The sequence below is a fragment of the Nocardioides sp. Root190 genome, from assembly GCF_001428565.1.
Lineage (GTDB): Bacteria > Actinomycetota > Actinomycetes > Propionibacteriales > Nocardioidaceae > Nocardioides.
Genome location: NZ_LMIA01000011.1, coordinates 139,066 through 157,886 on the forward strand (window position 1 = coordinate 139,066; position 18,821 = coordinate 157,886).

Sequence of the window (18,821 nt, forward strand, 5' to 3'; positions counted from 1 at the left end):
CGGCCGGACCACCAATGAAGACGGCCCATGCGTACTTCTCTTCGCCGAGAACCACAGAGCGCATGAAGCGGAGAAAGGCAGAACAATGCGACTGATCAAGGCACTCGGTGCAGGAGTTGCACTCCTTGCGGTGACCCTTGGACCGCCGGTCGCGCTGGCGACATTCATCGGAAACCCCTGGCCCGATGAAGGCATCACCTTGACGGGACAGCTCACCGATTCGGCGCTGGTCGGGCTCCTCGCGGCCATCGTGTGGGTGCTCTGGGCACAGCTCGTGGGCTGCATCCTCGTCGAGGCGGTCGCTGCCATTTCTGGTGACCAGATCCAGCTGCCGACGGGCTTTGCCCTCGGAATCCAGCAGCAGGTCGCCCGCAGCCTTGTCACCGCCGTGGTCGTGGCCGTCGTGCCGACGGGGTCGGTCCTGTGGGGCGGGGCCGACGTCGCCACGTCGGTGCCACCAGGTGATCTGGTCGCGTCCGCCTCCCTGACCGGCACCCCCGGTACCCCCGGCATCCACAGTGCTGCACACCACTCGGCCAAAGCCATCGACCACGTCGCCGACACTGCCCGCCGACTCGAGGCCCACTCACAGACCGTGCCAGTGGTGCGACTGGACACATTGTGGGGAATCGCAGACCGGGTTCTTGGCGACGGTGAGCGCTGGCCCGAGATCGCAGCCCTCAACGAGGGCCACACCATGAACGACGGCACGGTCTTCTCTGCAGCCGACCAGATCCGCCCCGGGTGGGAGTTGAAGGTTCCCGCAGACGCCGACGTCAATCCCAACCTTCATGCAGACCCGGCTGCGTCGGCCAGTGCGGCAAGGACAGAGCATCAGGTCGTGGTCCAGCCTGGCGACACCCTTTCGGGGATTGCGCTCGAGGAGATGGGCGACGCCGCCGCCTACCCCGAGATCTTCGCCGCAAGCACTACGATCAAACAGCCCGGCGGACGCCGTCTGGTCGACCCCGACGTGATCGCTGTCGGCTGGACCGTCACGATCCCCGGCACCCACGACAACCCGGATGCGCCGAGGCTGCCTGAGGGCCATCGGCAGAGCCCCGACACGGACGATCCCGGCGTCGTCGTTCCTGACGAACCTGAACCGCCTCAGGAACGGACGGTGCCCAACACCGACATCGATCAGTCCGTCGCCGACGTGGATGCCCACAACGACGACCATGACGAGAACAGTGACGGACAGGTTCTCGACGCGCCTTGGGTTCTCCCCGGCCTCACCGGCGGGGGAGTGCTCCTCGCCGGGGCACTGTTCCTCGGCCTGCGTCAACGACGCAACGCACAGTTCCGGGCACGCCGACCCGGCCATTCGATCGCTGCGCCGCCACCGGACCTTGCACCAGCCGAGATGACCATCGCCGCCGCAGGCGCGCCCGCGGCCGCCACGATCGAGTTCATGGACGAGGCACTGCGCCGACTCGCAGCGCACGCCCACCACGCCTCAACGACCATGCCACCGGTAGCCGCCGTCCAGGTGAGAGACGACGAGGTGTGCCTGCACCTGAGCGCGCCCGCGGACCTGCCTGAGCCTTGGCTGGGAAGCCCGGACCGCACGCACTGGACCTGCACGACGGACGTTGACGTCGAGAGGCTTGGCCCGCAACCCGGGTGGGTCGAAGCGCCCTACCCCCTGTTGGTCACCGTCGGGCAGTCCGATGAGGGACACCTGTGGCTGCTGAACAGCGAAGAGCTCGGAACGATCAACATTGTCGGCGACACCCGCCGTGGTCACGACTTCGCCCGCCACCTCGCAGCCCAACTGGCAGTCAACCCCTGGTCGCGGTCGGTCACCATTGACTGTGTCGGGATCGCCGCCGAAACCGAGGCATTGGGAGACCGGATCACCTACCACCCGCCCGGAACCGCGGCCGACATCGTCAGGGACACGCTCGCTGCCGCAGTCGGGACCGTTGACCGCGCCGCTCGCCACGACACCGACGTGCATACCGCCCGCACCGGCCAGGTCGACGACGACGTATGGCCAGCGCGACTCCTTCTCGTTGAGCTAGCCGATGACGCAACTAGTGAGGAAGCCAGTGTCGTCCCTTCGATGCTGGGCGAGCTCGTGGCGTTGGTAGAGAACCACCGCGGACGCACCGGAACCGCAGTCGTGGTGGCCGGACACCGCGAGCCCACAATGGGGACAAACGTCCGGATCACCAGCGGCGGTCGCATGGAACTCGAACGCCACGGACTCGACCTGGTCGCCGTCAGCCTCACCAGCGACGAGGCGGCCGGGTGCGCGATGCTCTACCGACACTGTGAAGACCTCGTCAGTGTCGAGGCGCCCGTCGACGCCGGTGTCACCGACGGTTGGGAGGCCTACGCCGATCAGGCCGGCAGCCTGCGGCGTGAGTACACCGTTTCCCGCAACGCACCGAGTGATGCCGAGGAGCCCGTCGCCAGTCTGCTGGAGGGTGATGACGAGGTGTACGTCCTCGATGCACCGCTCGTCAGAGCGGACATCGACGCCATTGCACCGACGGTGCCCACCAAGGTCCGCAGCAAGATCGAGGAAGCCGACCCCAATCTCGATCAGGACCTCGCCGACTGGTTTGACCGCAGTTCGTCGCGACCGAAACTGTCACTGCTCGGAGAAGTCACTCTGCGAACCCGCGGCAAGCCTCGCGACAAGTACCAGGCGCTGTGCATTGAGATCGCCGCATTCTTGGCGCTGCGGCGACGACACGGTGCGATGCGCGACGAACTCCAAGAGGCGATCGGCTGGAACGACGTCGCCAAGGTGCGCAAGTACGTCAACCTCGTTCGCGAGTGGATGGGCATCGACCCCGAAACCGGTGAGCCCTACCTCCCGCACGCGGACAAGACACCCGCGGCAATGACGCGCGGCGTCAACGTCTACCAAGTCAGCTACGGACTGTTGGTTGACCTCGAACTGTTCAAACGCCTCCTGGTGCGTGGCCAGGCCCGCGGCGGCAGCGAGGGCCTCGACGACCTCGCATGCGCACTCGAACTGGTCTCCGGTCACCCCTTCTCGCACCTTAGAGAAGGAGGATGGGCATGGCTGTTCCAGGGGGAACGGCATGACCTCTACCTGGTCAAGGCGATCGCGGACGTTGCGCTCACCGTCGTCACAGGCAGCCTCGCAAACGGCGACCTGCGCCGAGCACGGGCCGCGGCCGAGATCGCGCTCATGGCGGTCCCCGAGGAGGAAGTCGCCCAACTGTGCCTAGTCCGGGTCGAAGAGGCTGAAGGAAACCAAACCGAAGCCGAACGAATCCTGATCGACGACGTCTGCAACCGTTCCGACGACGGCGAAGCCCCCGACGACCTCCCCGAGCGAACTCGAGAGATCATCCGCAACCACCGGTGGCTGGCCAGCTGACTGAGACCGCTGCGACGGTGATTGATTCATTTGATGCGATGCGTGGGGCCTTGCGACTCATGTCCGGTCATCATGGGTGTGGTTTGTGATGTGATTCAGGCTGTGATTGGTAGGTAGATTTTGACTGTTTCAGGTGGCACACTGGCAACCATGAGCACCCAGAGCACGATCGCACGCGGCGACCTGCGAGCGTACGAAGAGTCACTTCGTCTGGCCGCTCCAGAACTCGTGGAGCGGCTGCGCGAACTGCTCGGCGCGAAGCTGGTTGCCTATCTGGGATCTGTCCAGGAGACCCGCGCGGTGCGCCAGTGGGCCGATGCCGACGATCAGCGCACCCCGTCGACGGACGTGCTCAACCGCCTGCGGATGGCCTACCGGATCGCAGCGTTGCTGCGCAGCAAGGACGCGGCGCCCGTGGTCCAAGCGTGGTTCCAGGGCATGAACCCTCGCCTCGATGATGTCGCCCCCGCACGGCTCCTGCGAGAGGGTGACCTCGAGCAGGTCGGCCCCAACGTTCTCGCGGCCGCGCGCGCGTTTGCCGCCGCAGGATGACACCGGAGCCGAGCGCCTCGCCGCAGCTGGTCATCGTCGCCGCGGACGAGCAGGTCTGGCGGGTCGGCTTCAAGCCCGAGCCGTGGGCCTGGGCCGGGTGGGAATGGGCCGGCGCAGACGGGCGATTCGGCGGCCGGTGGGATGACCACCAGGGCAACTTCCGGACCATCTACGCCGGCTCGACTCTCTTGGCCTGCCTGCTCGAGGTCCTCGCTGGCTTTCGACCTGACCCCACTCTCGCGCTCGAGGTCGACGACATCGTCGAGGACGACGAGGATGCCGCGATGCATCCGACCGCCCGAGCCGGCGATATCTCCTACGCATGGCTGGAGCCCAGGTCGGCGGCAAGTGCAACGCTGACCGGCCGCTTCTGCGCGGTGACCGCCGCAGAGTCGATCGCGGCACTGCGACCGCAGTTCGTCGCGCTCGCTCACGTGCTCAAACTGCACGACTTCGACGCGGCCGCACTCAAGGACGGGCGGCCGCGAATACTCACCCAGTCGGTGGCCACCTACCTGCACGCGACCACGGAGATCGACGGCGTCACGTTCGCATCCAGACACGGCGACGACCTCGCGTTGTGGGCAATCTTCGAGCGAGCCGCTGACCCGTCAACCAGTCGGGCGCTGAAGGCGATCGAGCACCACGCACTCGCCCCCGAGAGCCCTGAGTTCCAAGAAGCCCTGAGGATCCTCGGCCTCACTTGGTCGACAGCCTGATTAAAGGCGGTCACCTTGGTCCACGGAGCGGCACTGGCCGACGGGGTTTGCTCGAAAGCCACTGACTGCGATCCTTGGTCGCCATGAGCGTCATCTCGGGCGACCTGGTGGACAGCCGTGAAGCCGCAGTCATGCTGGGCCTGACACCCAGCACTGTCCACTGGCTCGCGCGAAAAGGCGCGATCACGAAAGTCCAACGCGAGGGCCGCCATTGGTTCGACAGGGCATCGGTTGCCCGCGAGGCCAAGAGACGTGCTGGCGAGAACGCTCGATGGATCACCTACGCCGAAGCCGCGGACATCGTGGGATGCGCGCGAGGCACCATCACGAAAGCCGTAGCCCGAGGAGACATCGCTCACCGGACTGCACCCAACCGTCAACGCGGCGGGCCGGCATCGCTCGACCGCCACTCTGTCCAAGCCTTCGCCCAACAACGGGCCCAGCTGACCACGGAAACGCAGCGGGAAGCCGTACAACGGCTGGAGGCCCAGGCCGAGCGCGCCGCCCTCTCACAACCGCCCAGGGACGGGCAGGTCTGGCTCGACGCAGCCACGACAGCGATCGTTCTCGGTCTATCGGTCAGCCGTGTGAAGCAGCTCGCTGCCGAGGACCGGGTTCCCTATCGTCGCCAGGGGCGCCGGCTGTGGTTCCGGCGCACCGACGTGGAGCAACTGGCAGCCGCGCGTTCGTTCGCCGATCGCCGCCGCCAGGCACCACAACAACCAAGTTCGTAAACCGATAGTCGTGGGCCGGCCGCGCCCCCTGAGAAGGGCGCACCCCCACCGCCGTCAGCTGACACTCCGGTAGCGGCCCGATCGACTTCAGTGGATCGCAGCGGCCCAACCCGGTGCCGCGATCCTCGGCCTCCAGCGGATGTGCACGGAGTCTCCTGACGCCCCATCGCCTGCGTGAACGAACCCAGACACGGTCCCGCTGAGCCTGTCACGAGGCGCCGGTTTGGAGGTTCGGCAAGGAACTGTTGCGAGCCACCACACCTTCCTGCCAGAGCCCCGGGCATCGACCTCAAACTTTCGGGGGGACGCCCTCTGACCTGCGCAGATGTGACCAGAACGTGTGGGTCCCCCCGCCCAGATCCCGCCCGGGGGGACGCAACGAGGGACGCCCCCTAGCGACCTTTCCGTCGTGCCAAAGACACCGACGGAAAGGAGCGCACAACCATGAGCGTTGGAGACCAGCTTGGGATCGAGGAGGACAGCGAACTGCTCGACGTGGCCCGTAACAGGTGGCCAGAATGGGTTCGTTCAGATCCGCGCCTCGATGTCGTGGAGCAGTTCGATGATCTTCGTGCGTGGCTGTCCACTGTCGAGCGAGCAGCCGCAGACCAGGTCCTGCTTGCCCTGGCGATGCGGGGAGCCCCAGACGGCGGCGACGAAGTCGCAGCGGCTGCAGCACTTGCCAAGTGCCTCCTGCCCGGTGCCTGCCAACTCGCCGGCTGGCTCTTGTCCCTTCCGACGAAGGGCTGGACCCCCGAGGACAGTCAGCCGGTCCTCGACTGCTCAGGGTCCTTGAGCACACGGATCAACGAACTGGTCGCGGCGCAACTGTGGATCGAGATCCGGACCTTCCCGTGGCGTCGACTGACCAAGGTCGCTTCCAACATCATGATGCGCACCAAGTACGGCGTCCTGAAGGAACTCGGCGACTTCGTCCAGGTTTGCCGATCCGATCGCACCTGGGCCCACACCACACCCATCGAAATCTTCTCCTACGGCGATCGACCGACGGCCGACCCCGGAAACTCGTACTCCCGTGCCGACCACGTGCCCAGCATGCTGAGTCAGCGGACCCTGAGACTGGCCGACACGAGCGAAGAGGGCTCTGACGACGCCGAGGCCGAACTCTTCGAACTGCTGGACTGGGCGTGCTCCCGCGACGTCATCAGCGCCACCGACCGACGACTGCTCTTGGTTGTCGTCGACGAGGCATCGCGGGTCCCAACCCGCAACCTGAGCAGGGGCTGCGGAGGACTACTGGCGACCGAGGTCTCGCGCCGCACGGCCGAACGTGTCGGTGTCGCGGAGGCCACCGTGCGCCGTCACGCAGCCCGCAGCATGAGGGCCCTCGCTGCGGCCGCACCGGGGCAGTTCGGCTATGGACGGTGATCGCCGCAGCCACCGCAACTGTCTTAGTCGGTTGGAGGTGGTGAAGCCCATGACGAGCATCCACGACGAGAGCGACTCGGCGCCGGGGCCCCGGAGCCACGAGCAGATCGCGGAACTGTTCAAGATCGCGAGCCGCGAGGCAGACGCGATCCGCCGACTGAGCGGATGCGTCGAACAGCTCCAGCAGGCCCAGGAGGCCAAGCACACTCTGGCGACGCTGAGCCCATGCGAGATCCGAGGAGCCATCGAACTTCGCAGGCTCCGGGAGGCCACGTGAGCACCGCGACGCCAGTTCGGCGCCCCCATTCCCTGGAGGAACTCAAGCGCGCATGGCAGGCACTCGACGAAGGACACTTCCGCAACCCGCCCCGGTCCGGACAGCCCCAGGTCAGCGTCCCAAACAGTCGTGACATCGAGTGGGTGCCAGCGACCGGGGAGAGGACCGTCGCCGTATTCGGCTGCGGCGGATCAGTCGGGGCCAGCACCCTGGCCCTGGCGATGGCACTCAACGCCCCCAACCCTGTCCGTGTTCTGGAGTGCTGCTCGGCGACAACCTCTGGTCTCGCCTCTGCCGCTACCGCCGAACTCGGCTTGAAGGCGAGCGGCTGGCGCCAAGGCAGACGAGACCACGTCCTGATCGAGCGCACCATCGACATGTTCACCGGCCCCAGCGACATACCTGCACCCATCATGACCGGCGAAGAGCACCAGCTGACGATCCTCGACATTGGCTGGGAGGCAAGCCAGCTCTTGGGCACCGACTGCTGGCTCGCTGACGCGGCCCGCGGCGCGGACCACGTGGTCCTCGTCGCTGCAGCGACGATCCCTGGCGTCCGGCGTCTCGAGAGCGTTCTCGCAGCCCTCGGCCATCGGCAGAGCGACCGGCTGGGCGATCAGATCACCGTCGCGGTCCTCGGCCCCCGCCGCAAGAAGTGGCCGAAGGGTGTCGAGCAGGCCGGCGGCGCCGCCGTCCGCCACGTGCTCTCGGGTGATCGCTTCGTCGAAGTCCCCCTCGATCGCGACCTGCAGATACGTGGCCTGGACACCCGACCGATTCCCACGGCAGTGCTCACGGCAGCAGCACGCATCTCCGTGCCCGACACCCATTCACATGAGCAATACCGATCCGAAAGGCACCACCCGTGAACGTTCTCGCTCATGCCTCCCTAGCTGCCGCGAAGGTGTGCCCCAAGGCACCTCCCGGGGCAACCGGACCCGTCAACGAGATCACCAGCTACGTGTTGTGGGGCGTGATCACGCTCTTCGCGATCAGCGTGTTCGTGGGCGTAGGAGCGATCGTTGCCGGGCGCCTGTTCTCGATGCCCCACGCCTCCAAGGTTGGCGTCATCTCGCTCGTGGTCATCTTCTGCTGCGCCATCGCCTATCTGGTCGTGCCCGGCATGCTCGACGGCATCCTCGGCAAGGGCTGCGTCTGATGCGCCACGCACCCACGACGACACCAGTCGATGTCAGCGGATGGAGCCGCGGCCGGCTCCTCGCGATCCTGGTGGCCGCTGTCCTCGTGGCTGCGCTTCTCGTCGCCGGCCTCGGCTATGCGATCTACCTCGGCGCCAGCGGTATCGGTGCAGACACCGCCGCGGACACTAGCGTGGCGACCGGCGAAGACCATCGGTCAGGTGTTGCCCAGGGCGCTGCTCGTCGCGACGAGATCGCGGCCCAGCCGATGTTGAACGTTCCCGAGGGGGCTGCTTTCCCCAGCCCACCCACCACTGAACCGGGTCGGGCGATCAGCATCCCTGCCGGGACTGGCGTTGTGGGCCCAGCACTGATCCGAACAGGATTCCCACACACCCCGGAGGGCGCCATCGCCCAGCTCGCTCAGCTCGACCTTGCCGTTCTCCAGGCGATGAGCCCGAGCACCGCAGCCGAGGTCTACAACGCCTGGGCCCTGCCGGGCGGCGTCAGCGTCGAGGACTGGTGGATCGCCGCCAGCGTTCGCGCGTTCCTGGCCAGCACCCAGATGGGAGAGGTCAAGGACCCGGCTTCCTCGGTCCTGCTCGAGCCCGCGGCCGCTCTGGTCAAAGGAACCGACGGTGCCGACTGGGTCACGGTCTGCGTCCTGATGCGCGTCACCGCTTCCTATCGAACCGAGGCTCAGATCGGATTCGGCCATTGCGAGCGCATGCAGTGGGTCGGTGGTCGCTGGATGATCGCGCCCGGCACCCCACCAGCCCCCGCTCCCGCGACCTGGCCCGGAACGGCATTGGCCAAGCAAGCCGGATGGCGTCCCTGGGTCACCGACAACACCACCGACACCACCGTCGACCCGGAATCGACCCACGGCAAGGGGGACGTGCGATGACCAAGATCAACGCCACCACGATCCCGCGGCAATGGATCGGCCTGATCGTGCTCGCCGCCCTTGCGGCAGCAACCGTCTGGCTGGGCGCCGGAGACGACGCGGACTCCGCCAGCAACCCAACCAGCCCTTCAACAGCGGCCCGCACCGACGCAATCGCCCACCTCGCGCCGGCCGAGGCACCCGAGGGCGGAGTGATGCTCCCCGGAGGGAGCGACCAGATCGACGGGCACCCGGTGAAGTTCCCCTACTCCGACCTCGGTGCCATTGCGCTGCAGGTGGCCGTGACCAATGCCCAAACCGGATTCGACGTGAACCAAGCACTTGCCCTCACCGACATCTATGTCGCCGACGAGGACCGCAGCTACTTCGCGGACCGGATCCGCGCATCGGTTGCACTTCGCCGACAACAAGCAGGAGTGTCCAAGACCGGCGAGCCGTCCGCGCCGGCCTCCTACGCGATGAGCCCGATCGCCTACCAACTCGAGGAACTCGGGCCCGACTACTACGCGGTCTCGATGCTGTCCTACATCACGTTCACCACGGTCGCCGGACAACCCCGCGACGGGTACTACACCGGCATCCAGTTCGTGAAGTGGATCAAGGGGGACTGGAAGGTCGTCCAGGGAGCACCCGCCGACCTTGAACGCCTGAGCACGCAAGGTCTCCCCGCATCCGTTGGCCCCGAGGATCCGCGGTTTCTCGCGGACGGCTGGATCTCCCTCAGCGCGGAGTCACCGTGAGCAGCGACACCGGCCACGCGCGAGGACGGATCGTCGGCCACGTGCTGAGGCGAGTCGTGATCGCGGTTCTCACGGCCCTGTTGATCACTGGACTGCTCGGTGCCGCGCCCACGCTGCCAGCGACTGCCGCCGCCTCGCCGCGGTCCGCCGTTGCTGACACGTCCACCGTCGTGGGACCGACGCGGATGCACGCCGCCGCACCCGCCGCCGATAGGACCCAGACCCCCACGCCTGAGGGCGTTCGGGTGGTTGCTGGTTGTCCGGGACCTGATTCCTTGTGCGACATCGGCGGCGAGCTCGTTGACTGCGCGACCAAGCCCACCAAGTGCGCTGACGACGTGACAGAAGGGCTCGCGGACGGTGTCACGGGTGGACTCAACGCGGCTTGTGGATTGGTTCGCGTGTGTGACGGGGGAGGCCTGCCCGGCGGATTGCCTGGCGGATTGCCCGGGGTGATTCCCGATATGTCCGATCTGCTCGGTGGCGGCATTCCGGGTCTGGGCGACATCCCCAACCCGTTCGCCGCGATCGGAGACGTGATCGCGAAGGCTGCCGCCGATGCGTGGACCGCGGCCATGTTGGCGATCTGGAACTCCGGCCTGTTCGTTCTTCGTATTGTGCTCACGTTCAGCGAGTACTTCATGACGCCAGATCTCAGCGGTGATGGCCCCGGTAGGGACGTGTATTCCTACATGTTGTGGCTGGCACTGGGACTGGTCGTGATCCTCGTGATGATCCAGCTGGGAGCAACTGCCTTCAAACGCGAAGGCAAGGGTCTGGCCCGAGCGATGATCGGCTGCGGCCAGTTCGTTGTCGTCTGCGCCTCTTGGTTCGGCTACTGCGTCACGATCGTGGCAGCCTGCTCGGCTCTGACCCATGGCCTAATGAAGGCACTGTTGAAGGTCAACACCTGGCCCGACTGGGATCCCCTCAATGGTCTGGGCGCCCAAGACATTGGCGACGCCACGGTCGCGACGGTGCTGGCCTTCTTCGGCGTCTTCTTGTGGATCGCCGCCATCGGACACATCCTCGTGTACCTGGCTCGCGCCGCGGCGCTGCTGATCCTGACCGCCACCGGTCCACTGTCCGCGGCTGGCCTTGTCTCGGAGTTCACCCGGGCCTGGTTCTGGAAGTCGCTGCGCTGGTTCCACGCTGCTGCCTTCACACCGGTCCTGATGGTCATGGTGCTGGGCATCGGGGTGCAGATGTCCAGCGGTGTGTCTGCACATCTGGCGGACGACACGGCCAAGACCGTCGGCACCGCACTTCCCGCGGTCATGCTGATCCTGATCAGCGTTGTCGCGCCCATGGCGCTGTTCAAGATGCTCGCGTTCGTCGACCCCAACAGCCCCTCGGGGGCTTCCTTCCGTCAAGGCATGGCTGCCGTCGGCGGTGTCCAAGGCCTCCTCGGTGGCGCCGGCGGTAGCAGCTCCTCAACCGCTGCCTCGGCAACGGACGCCAACGGTCGATCCGGCGGTGAGCAAAGCGCAGACGAAGCCACCGGCGCGCGGTTCAACAAGTCCGCCCAAGGTGTTCTCGGCAACCTCGGACCCGCCGGCCAGGCGATGTCGAAAGGCCTCGGCGTGATGACCGGCCTGGGATCTCAGGGCGCCTCCTTGTTCAGCGACGTGACCAATCAGGCCGGCGTCGGTGAGAGCACCTACGGGCCAGATCTGGCCCGCGACAACGGCGGCGGCAGCGGCGAGTCCGGCGGGGGAGGATCCGGCGGTGGTTCGCCGAGCGAGTCCAACTTCTCCGACAGCGACAAGGACGACTTCCAAGGCGGTACCGGCACAGGTGCAAACCCGTCCGGGACCCCACCCGCACCCGCCGTGCCCTCGGGCGGCCCTGCGGGTCCCGCAACCGGCACTCCCGCATCCACTGGAGCGCCCACTCCTGCGTCCGCTGGTGGATCCGGCGGCACCGGAGCAGCGGGCGGCGCATCGAGTGGCGGAGCAGCGGCCGGCGCTGGCGGTGTACCGCCGGTCGCGGTCTAGACGAGCAACAAGAGAGGCATGACATGAGTACGTACTCCGACTACCAGCGGGATCGTCTGGGTTGGTTTTTCGGCCTGACCGGCGGGCAGTTCATGGCCCTCGCTCTGGGCACCTTGCCCGCCTTCTGGGCGCTGAGCCGCCAGGCGTGGCTTTCGATGCTGGTCTTCGCCATCGGGTGGCTGCTCCTCGTCGTTGTCACCGTCGTTCCGGTCCGAGGTCGCTCGGCGACAGGCTGGATGTTGGCATCTACCGCGTTCGCGGTTGGCGGTCTCCTGGGCTGGACCCGGTGGCGTGCCAACGCGACCAGGGGAGCTGTCGTTGACCTTGAGGCCCCTGACCTGCCCGGAGCCCTGCAAGGCATCCAGATCCATGACGGGCCGCCCCACGGTGCCAAGCTCGAACGAGTCGCCGTCCTCCAGGACCAGGCGAGGAAGACCTGGGCGCTCACCGCTGCCGTTGTTCACCCGGGCATCGGCATGCAGGACGGCGGGGAACGACGCCGGTACGGCGACGCTCTGGCCGAGCTGATCGACGTCGCGCGCCGCACCGAGAAGATCGACGAGATCCTGATCCTTGTTCGCACCGTCCCCGAGGACGGTGCAGAGCGCGAAGTCTGGGTCGACAAACACAGTCGCGCCAGCGCGCCGGCAGCCGCAGTCCGGATCAACAGCGACATCGCACTCGGCCTCACCAGCGCCTCGGTACGCACCGAGACATTCGTGACGATCGTCGTCCCCGAAACCAAGATCGCCAAGACCGCCAAGGAATCAGGCGGCGGCCTCGAGGGTCGCAGCCGCGAGCTCTACCTCCTCATGGGCGAAGTCGAGGCACAGCTACGCGGCCCACTGGGCATGACATCGGTGCGCTGGCTCACCTCACCCGAACTCGCCCTGGCGTGCCGCACCGGCTTCGCACCCGGCGATCGTGCCGGGATCGTCGAAGCGCTCGCACTGCGCGAGAAGGACCCCAACGTCAACGCCGACGTCCCCTGGGCCCTGGCCGGCCCATCGGGTGCCGACGCCACCGTTCGGCACTACAGCCACGACGCCTGGAACAGCGTGTCCGCGACGATCAAACTTCCCACCCGGGGCGCGGTGATGGGCGCCCTCGCACCGATCCTCACCCCCAACGAACAAGGCGAACGACGCTCGTTCCTCGTCGCGTTCCCGATCGTCGCCGAGGGCAAGGCCAACCGACAATCCGGCAACGCCGAATGGGCCGCCGACATCGCCGAAAGCCTGAACGAGGCCACCAAACGCAAGACCCGAGCCCAACAGCGTGAACAGACGAACAAGGCCCGCGGCATGGACGCGAAGCTCGCCAGCGGCAACGCCCTCACCCGCCCCTACGCGGTGTGCACCGTCACCGTGCCCAAAACCATGCGGATCACCGAGTTCGGACGCCGACTCGATGCCTCAGTGCGCCGCGCAGGGTTCGCACCCCTGCGCCTGGACCTCGCACAAGACGTCGCGTTCGCTGCCTCAACAGTCCCAATGGGCATCAGCCTGACACGACGAGGCGACGCCTGATGACCCGATCAAACAACGCCACGCCAGCGCCCACGACCCGGCGTCGTGGGCATGGGGGTCGCGACGTGGCTGCGCTGCTCTCGGACTTCGGACACGACCTGCCGACCACGCCTGGCCCGATCCGCTCGGCCGGTAAGTCGCCGCGGCTGTTCAACTACGCACCCAGGAGAGGAGCGGCCAGAGCCGGACGTGGCTGGACACCAGCCACGACACCGGTTCACACCTACCGGATGACCTCTGACCAGGCACCGGTCTTCTGGCCCTTCATCAAAGCCCCAGCGCTTCCGCCCACCGGGGCACAGATGGGCATCGACGAGGGCAGCGGCGGGTCGTTCTACTGCGATCCCTTCGGGTGGGTTCTCAACGACGCGATCCCCGTCACCAACCCGAACATCTTCTACTTCGCCAAGCCGGGCACCGGAAAGTCAGCGACGGTCAAAGCGTTCTGCGGCCGGATGATGCCCTTCGGATACCGGACCCTGATCCTTGGCGATCCGAAGGACGAGTACGAGCCGCTGTGCCGCTTCTACGGGGTCGAACCCTTCGCCATCGGCCCCGGCATGCGAACCCGAATCAACCCACTCGCCATGGGGCCGCTCGGCCAGGGGTGGGATGACCTTCCAGCAGCGGAAGCACGCCGGAGGGCAACGATCATCTTCGGGCGATGGCTCACCCTCGTACGCGGCCTGGTCGGTTCCATGCGGATCGGAACCAGCCACGTTCCATTCGGCCCCACCGACGCCGACGTCGTCCAAACCGCGCTCGAGGCACTGACCGGTTACAGCGAGGGCACCACCACGCTGCGGGAGACAACGATCCCTCACCTATGGCACCTGCTCCACAACCCCACCAATGACCTGGTGAACACGTCCCGGCACGCCAGCCGGCAACAATTCCTCGATCACACCCGCACACTCCGCGACGCCCTGGGCCAACTGGTCAAAGGCGTGCTCGCTGGCCTGTTCGACGACCACACCAACATAGAGATCGACTGGCGAGCACCGATCCAGTCGCTGAGCCTGTCGCGACTCGACGACCTGGGCGACGAGGCAGTGGGCATCGCCCTGCTGTGCCTGAACTCTTGGGGACGCGGCATGCGCGAGACCGCCGAGCCCGGCGACCTACGCATCGTTGTACGCGACGAATCATGGCGCCAACTGCGGCTGGGGCCCGAAGCCGTCAAGTCCTTCGATGCCGACCTACGACTTTCACGAGGCATGGCCGGGCGAGGCGGCGACATCCAATTTGCCATCGCCCACAAACCATCCGACCTCCTCGCGGCAGGCGACGCCGGCTCTCAGGCAGCCACCATCGCCAAGGACCTGCTCGACCTCGCCGACGTCAAGATCCTCGGCGGACAAAACCCCAAGGTGGCCCGCGAACTCGACTCGATGCTCGGCCTCGGCGCCATCGCCCAGGACCTGGTCACCGGATGGGCCCGCCAAGTCAAGGGCCGCGCGCTGTGGAGCGTGGGGGAAACCACCTACAAAGTCCAAACCGTCCTCCACCCCCTGGAGCAGAAACTCACGTGGACCAACCAAGCCCTCGAGACAGCCGCGTCCTAGACGCCCATCGACCCCGTGAAAAAGCTCCTCTTCGCCACGCTCTCGCTGCTCGCGGTACTGACCAGCGTGCCGCTGATCGCCGCAGTCATCATCGCGATGAGCACCGGAGCTGCGGCTGAGTGCCGCACCCAGAGCAGTCAGGGCACCGCGCCCACCACCCCACTCGGCGACCTCGGCAACCTCGGAGTCATCGACGGCCCGGTGGGAGGCCCGGTCAAAGGCAAGATCACCATGGCGCAGGCCAACATCCCGCGCCGCTCCGGCCTCGACGGGTTCCGGGCCTCCATGCCCAAGGTCTTATCCAAGAACCCCGACTTCGTCACCCTCAACGAGGCCACCGGTTGGAGCCTGAAGCAGATCGAAGCCGCCGCCCCCGGCTACTCAGCCTTCCGGGTGTCGGAACCGGCCGGCACCGGCGACGGCGCCGAGCAGGCCATGGGCAACGCCGTGCTCTGGAAGAGCTCGACCTGGACCAAGGTCAACGGCGGCCGGGTCCAGCTCGTCGACGACGACAAGACCTTCTACGACGGGCATCCGGTCACGTGGGACCGCTTCGCGACATGGGTGATGCTGCGCCGCGCCGACGGCCACGGTGGTCAGGAGGTGGTCTCGGTGGTCTCCACACACCACATGACCAACCCGCACCGCTGGCCGAACCAGCACGGCAACCCGCCGCTGACCCGGCCACAGCAGTACGGCGCCGGCGTGGACATCCTGCTGCAGCTGCGCAACTCCCTCGCTGCCCACGGTCCAGTGCTCATCGGCGGCGACATGAACACCCAGGCCTCCTACACCGACATCGGATGGACGGCGGCCGCGAAGATGAAGGCCGCCGGCTACGGATGGCACAACCACGGCGTCGACTTCATCTTCTTCCCCGACGACCAGGGCGCCCGTCTCGAACGAGGCTGGGACGGCACGATGCTCTCGGACCACCACTGGCTCTCGGCCCGCATCGCGATGAACGGCACCGGCCCGGAGACCGCCCTTGAAACCACCACCGCCAGGATCGTGCCCGCGGCGAACACCGCCCGGAGCTCCACCGAACCGCCGACCGGCGACGTGCTCGCCCAACTGATGCGCCTGCGGTTCGCGTCCAACTACCCGACCATCACCGCCGAGCAGGCCCGCAACGCGATCACCATCGCCCAGGTCGCCCGCGACCTCGAGATTCCCCGCTCCGGGCTGCAGATTGCGATCGCCACCGCGATCCAGGAATCCAAGCTGGTCAACCTCACCGGAGGTGACCGCGACTCCGGCGGCCTGTTCCAACAGCGACCCTCGGCCGGCTGGGGAACCCGGGCCGAGATCACCGACCCCGTCCTCGCGGCCCGTGCGTTCTTCGGACAGGCCCAGCACACCGGCAACCCCGGCCTCCTCGACATCCCCGGCTGGCAGAACATGCCACTCACGCAGGCCGCGCAGGCCGTCCAGGCCTCGAGCTACCCCGACGCTTACGCCCAGTGGACCGACGTCGCCGGCGACATCACCGATCTGCTCGGCGGCGACCTGCCAGACCTGCCCGGCCCTGACTCCGAAGACTCCACCACCAACGCCGCCGACTGTCAGGGTGAGACCGTCAACCCGATCACCCTCGGCACCCTCAACCTGCTCGGCGCAGGTCACACCGACAAGGCGGGGGAGCGGCCCGGGTACGACACCTGGGACAAGCGACTGCCCGGCGCGATGCGCACGATCGAGAACGCCGGCGTTTCGATCGCCGGCCTCCAGGAGGTGCATGGCCCGCAAGCCAAGGCGCTAGAGAACCAGTACGCGGCCACGTGGGGGATGTACCCGGCCAGCGGGAAGACACAGAACCGCGTGATCTGGGACCGCAACGAGTGGGAGCAGACCGACGCCCGACTCGTCGACATCCCGTACTTCGGCGGCAAGGACGTCGGCATGCCCCTAGTGCGACTGACCGGCACAGGAGACGGCCCCAGCGCCGGGCAGGTGATCTGGGTCTGGAGCATCCACAACCCGGCCAACACTCAAGGAAACGCCGCTGGGCACCGCCAAGAGGCGCTTCGTCGCCAGCTGGCCACGATGACCGAGCTCGCCGGCACCGGCACCCCTGCGGTGATCCTGGGCGACTTCAACGATGGCAAGGACGGCAGCAACGCCTCGCACTGCGCCCTGACCCCGGAGCTGAGCAACGCCTTCGGCGGCTCTGCCGAGCCCTGCAAGAAGCCCAAGAAGGACGCGCCGATCGACCATGTCTACGGCGCGAACCTCACCTGGGCCAGCGCCGCGGTTGACACCAGTACCCAGGCCAGCAAGATCGCCGACCACCCGCTGGTGACCGCCACCACCGCCGGCAGCAGCGCCGGGTGTGCAGTCGAATCCGACACGGCGAAGGCCAAGTACAACCTCGGGCCGGTCAAGCCGCAGCTGACCCGGCTGGTCAACATCCTTGGCCCCATGTTCGACATCAAGACCGTCGGTGGCTACCGCGAGAGCGCCACCGACCCCAACGGTCACCCAGCCGGCCTCGCAGCTGACTTCATGACCTCGAGCAAGGCGCAGGGCGACGGCCTCGCCGGCTACGCCAAGGCCAATGCCGGCAAGCTCGGCATCGACTACATCATCTGGCACCAGCGGATCTGGTCGGTCGCCCGCGCTGGCGAGGGCTGGCGGTCGATGGAGGACCGGGGGAGCGCTACCGAGAACCACCTCGACCATGTCCACATCAACGTCAAACCCGGCGCCTCGGTCCAACCGGTCGGCCTCGAGGGCGCATCCTGCGACGAGGTCGTCGACCCGGTGCCCGCGCAGTACATCGGGACCGACAACCACAACTGGCACGAGACCGGCCCCTACTGGTCCAAGTGGCACACCGGCACCGACTTCTCCGCACCCTGCGGAACCACCGTCTATGCCGCCCACGCAGGCACCATTGAGATCGTCACCACCCAGCGCTCCTGGGCCGGACCTCAGCTGGTCAAGGTCACGACCGGCGCCGGGTCCCTGACCACCTGGTACGCCCACATGCAGACCGTCACCGTGAGCCGGGGCCAGACAGTCGCCGCCGGCGAACCGATCGGCCGGGTCGGCAAGGAGGGCAACGTCTCTGGCTGCCACCTCCACTTCGAGGTCCACCTCAAGAACGGCTCGATCTACGGTCCCGACAACGTCGACCCCTCGACCTGGCTCGCAGAGAACGCATCGCGTTCGAGCCGTCCGATCTGATGGCCGGGTGATCGCACCGGAGCCCTGACGAGACCTAGGTGACCAGGACGGCCCCGCAAATCCCGACCTACGTCCACTGGAGGTGGTCAGACCGGTGCAGCGCGAGCGACGACGAGACCCCTACCCGTGGACCTGGGAGGTCCCCCTAGCGGTGACGCTGGCAGCCCTGTTCGTCATCGTGATTGGCGTCCAGTTCGGCCGATCAGTCGCCAACCTGGTCGCCGGTGCCGGATGGACATGGCCCGACGCCAACGCCGGCGCGTTCCCCTCGCCAATCGGCACCACCTTTTGGACCAGCCTGCCCGGCGTTCTGGGCGGCCACGCTGACGCCGGGTTGCCCACGCATGCTCCCGACGACCTGGCCGGCCGCGGTCTGGTCTGGGGCAGCCTCGCTCTGACCGAGCTCGCTCTGCTGGTGGCGGCGATCTGGCTCGGCGTCTGGGCCTACCAGCGTTGGGGCCCGGGCCGAATGCGCGGGATGGCGACCGCCACCGAGGCCGAGAAGCTGCTCGGCGTCACCCGGCTCCGCAAGGTCGCTGGCATCGTCCGCCCGGATCTCTACGGCAAGCACGCCCCCGGAGCCACGGCACCGGTCCAGCGCACCGCAGGTGACCTCACCGAGCAACCCGGCCCGCAGTTGGGCCACGGCCTCAGCCCGTGGCTCCTGGACGGCCGCCGAACGAAGGAAGACCGTTGACACCCAGATTCCACCCCTTAGAC

At 67.2% G+C, this 18,821-nt stretch carries 15 protein-coding genes; all 15 read left to right on the plus strand.

Annotated features, from left to right (window positions below; translation table 11 throughout):
• Positions 1–85: 85 nt before the first annotated feature.
• The 15 genes from ASE01_RS17865 (at position 86) to ASE01_RS17935 (ending at position 18,798) form a co-directional block, all read left to right on the plus strand.
• Positions 86–3,364: a LysM peptidoglycan-binding domain-containing protein gene (locus ASE01_RS17865; RefSeq protein ID WP_082606191.1), complete on the plus strand. Its 3,279-nt coding sequence runs from the start codon at positions 86–88 to the stop codon at positions 3,362–3,364.
• A 150-nt stretch (positions 3,365–3,514) separates the two neighbouring features.
• On the plus strand, positions 3,515–3,916 hold the full coding sequence (locus ASE01_RS17870; protein ID WP_056755424.1) for a hypothetical protein: 402 nt from the start codon (positions 3,515–3,517) through the stop codon (positions 3,914–3,916).
• The gene (locus tag ASE01_RS17875) at positions 3,913–4,635 is read left to right on the plus strand and encodes an RES domain-containing protein (protein ID WP_056755426.1); all 723 of its coding nucleotides are present in this window, start codon (positions 3,913–3,915) and stop codon (positions 4,633–4,635) included. The genes ASE01_RS17870 and ASE01_RS17875 overlap by 4 nt, the downstream gene beginning before the upstream one ends.
• A gap of 83 nt (positions 4,636–4,718) precedes the next feature.
• Complete coding sequence (locus ASE01_RS24480) at positions 4,719–5,369, plus strand: helix-turn-helix domain-containing protein (protein ID WP_157537489.1); 651 nt, start codon at positions 4,719–4,721, stop codon at positions 5,367–5,369.
• Positions 5,370–5,813: 444 nt separating this feature from the next.
• A complete protein-coding gene (locus tag ASE01_RS24485; RefSeq protein ID WP_157537490.1) occupies positions 5,814–6,758 on the plus strand; it encodes a hypothetical protein in 945 nt (314 codons plus the stop codon).
• A 49-nt stretch (positions 6,759–6,807) separates the two neighbouring features.
• Positions 6,808–7,035, plus strand: a complete 228-nt coding sequence (locus ASE01_RS17890; RefSeq protein WP_056755437.1) for a hypothetical protein — start codon at positions 6,808–6,810, stop codon at positions 7,033–7,035.
• A gap of 221 nt (positions 7,036–7,256) precedes the next feature.
• Complete coding sequence (locus ASE01_RS17895) at positions 7,257–7,904, plus strand: hypothetical protein (RefSeq protein ID WP_162260311.1); 648 nt, start codon at positions 7,257–7,259, stop codon at positions 7,902–7,904.
• On the plus strand, positions 7,901–8,194 hold the full coding sequence (locus ASE01_RS17900) for a hypothetical protein (protein ID WP_056755447.1): 294 nt from the start codon (positions 7,901–7,903) through the stop codon (positions 8,192–8,194). The genes ASE01_RS17895 and ASE01_RS17900 overlap by 4 nt, the downstream gene beginning before the upstream one ends.
• Positions 8,194–9,081 (plus strand): hypothetical protein, encoded by an 888-nt coding sequence (locus ASE01_RS24490; RefSeq protein WP_157537494.1) that lies wholly within the window; start codon positions 8,194–8,196, stop codon positions 9,079–9,081. The genes ASE01_RS17900 and ASE01_RS24490 overlap by 1 nt, the downstream gene beginning before the upstream one ends.
• Positions 9,078–9,821, plus strand: coding sequence for a hypothetical protein (locus ASE01_RS17910; RefSeq protein WP_056755452.1), 744 nt, complete (start codon positions 9,078–9,080; stop codon positions 9,819–9,821). Before ASE01_RS24490 ends, ASE01_RS17910 begins: the two co-directional genes overlap by 4 nt.
• On the plus strand, positions 9,818–11,818 hold the full coding sequence (locus tag ASE01_RS17915; RefSeq protein ID WP_157537495.1) for a type IV secretion system protein: 2,001 nt from the start codon (positions 9,818–9,820) through the stop codon (positions 11,816–11,818). The genes ASE01_RS17910 and ASE01_RS17915 overlap by 4 nt, the downstream gene beginning before the upstream one ends.
• Positions 11,819–11,841: 23 nt before the next feature.
• On the plus strand, positions 11,842–13,347 hold the full coding sequence (locus tag ASE01_RS17920; RefSeq protein ID WP_056755460.1) for an SCO6880 family protein: 1,506 nt from the start codon (positions 11,842–11,844) through the stop codon (positions 13,345–13,347).
• 65 nt (positions 13,348–13,412) lie between these two features.
• Complete coding sequence (locus ASE01_RS17925) at positions 13,413–14,912, plus strand: ATP-binding protein (protein WP_235536089.1); 1,500 nt, start codon at positions 13,413–13,415, stop codon at positions 14,910–14,912.
• A gap of 15 nt (positions 14,913–14,927) precedes the next feature.
• Positions 14,928–18,101, plus strand: coding sequence for a peptidoglycan DD-metalloendopeptidase family protein (locus tag ASE01_RS17930; protein WP_056755468.1), 3,174 nt, complete (start codon positions 14,928–14,930; stop codon positions 18,099–18,101).
• 151 nt (positions 18,102–18,252) lie between these two features.
• Positions 18,253–18,798, plus strand: coding sequence for a hypothetical protein (locus ASE01_RS17935; RefSeq protein ID WP_056755473.1), 546 nt, complete (start codon positions 18,253–18,255; stop codon positions 18,796–18,798).
• Positions 18,799–18,821: the final 23 nt, after the last annotated feature.

Bases quoted from the DNA above. Each gene is read 5' to 3' on its own strand.
- ASE01_RS17865 (WP_082606191.1), top strand. From the start codon at position 86: ATGCGACTGATCAAGGCACTCGGTGCAGGAGTTGCACTCCTTGCGGTG.
- ASE01_RS17870 (WP_056755424.1), top strand. From the start codon at position 3,515: ATGAGCACCCAGAGCACGATCGCACGCGGCGACCTGCGAGCGTACGAA.
- ASE01_RS17875 (WP_056755426.1), top strand. From the start codon at position 3,913: ATGACACCGGAGCCGAGCGCCTCGCCGCAGCTGGTCATCGTCGCCGCG.
- ASE01_RS24480 (WP_157537489.1), top strand. From the start codon at position 4,719: ATGAGCGTCATCTCGGGCGACCTGGTGGACAGCCGTGAAGCCGCAGTC.
- ASE01_RS24485 (WP_157537490.1), top strand. From the start codon at position 5,814: ATGAGCGTTGGAGACCAGCTTGGGATCGAGGAGGACAGCGAACTGCTC.
- ASE01_RS17890 (WP_056755437.1), top strand. From the start codon at position 6,808: ATGACGAGCATCCACGACGAGAGCGACTCGGCGCCGGGGCCCCGGAGC.
- ASE01_RS17895 (WP_162260311.1), top strand. From the start codon at position 7,257: ATGGCACTCAACGCCCCCAACCCTGTCCGTGTTCTGGAGTGCTGCTCG.
- ASE01_RS24490 (WP_157537494.1), top strand. From the start codon at position 8,194: ATGCGCCACGCACCCACGACGACACCAGTCGATGTCAGCGGATGGAGC.
- ASE01_RS17910 (WP_056755452.1), top strand. From the start codon at position 9,078: ATGACCAAGATCAACGCCACCACGATCCCGCGGCAATGGATCGGCCTG.
- ASE01_RS17920 (WP_056755460.1), top strand. From the start codon at position 11,842: ATGAGTACGTACTCCGACTACCAGCGGGATCGTCTGGGTTGGTTTTTC.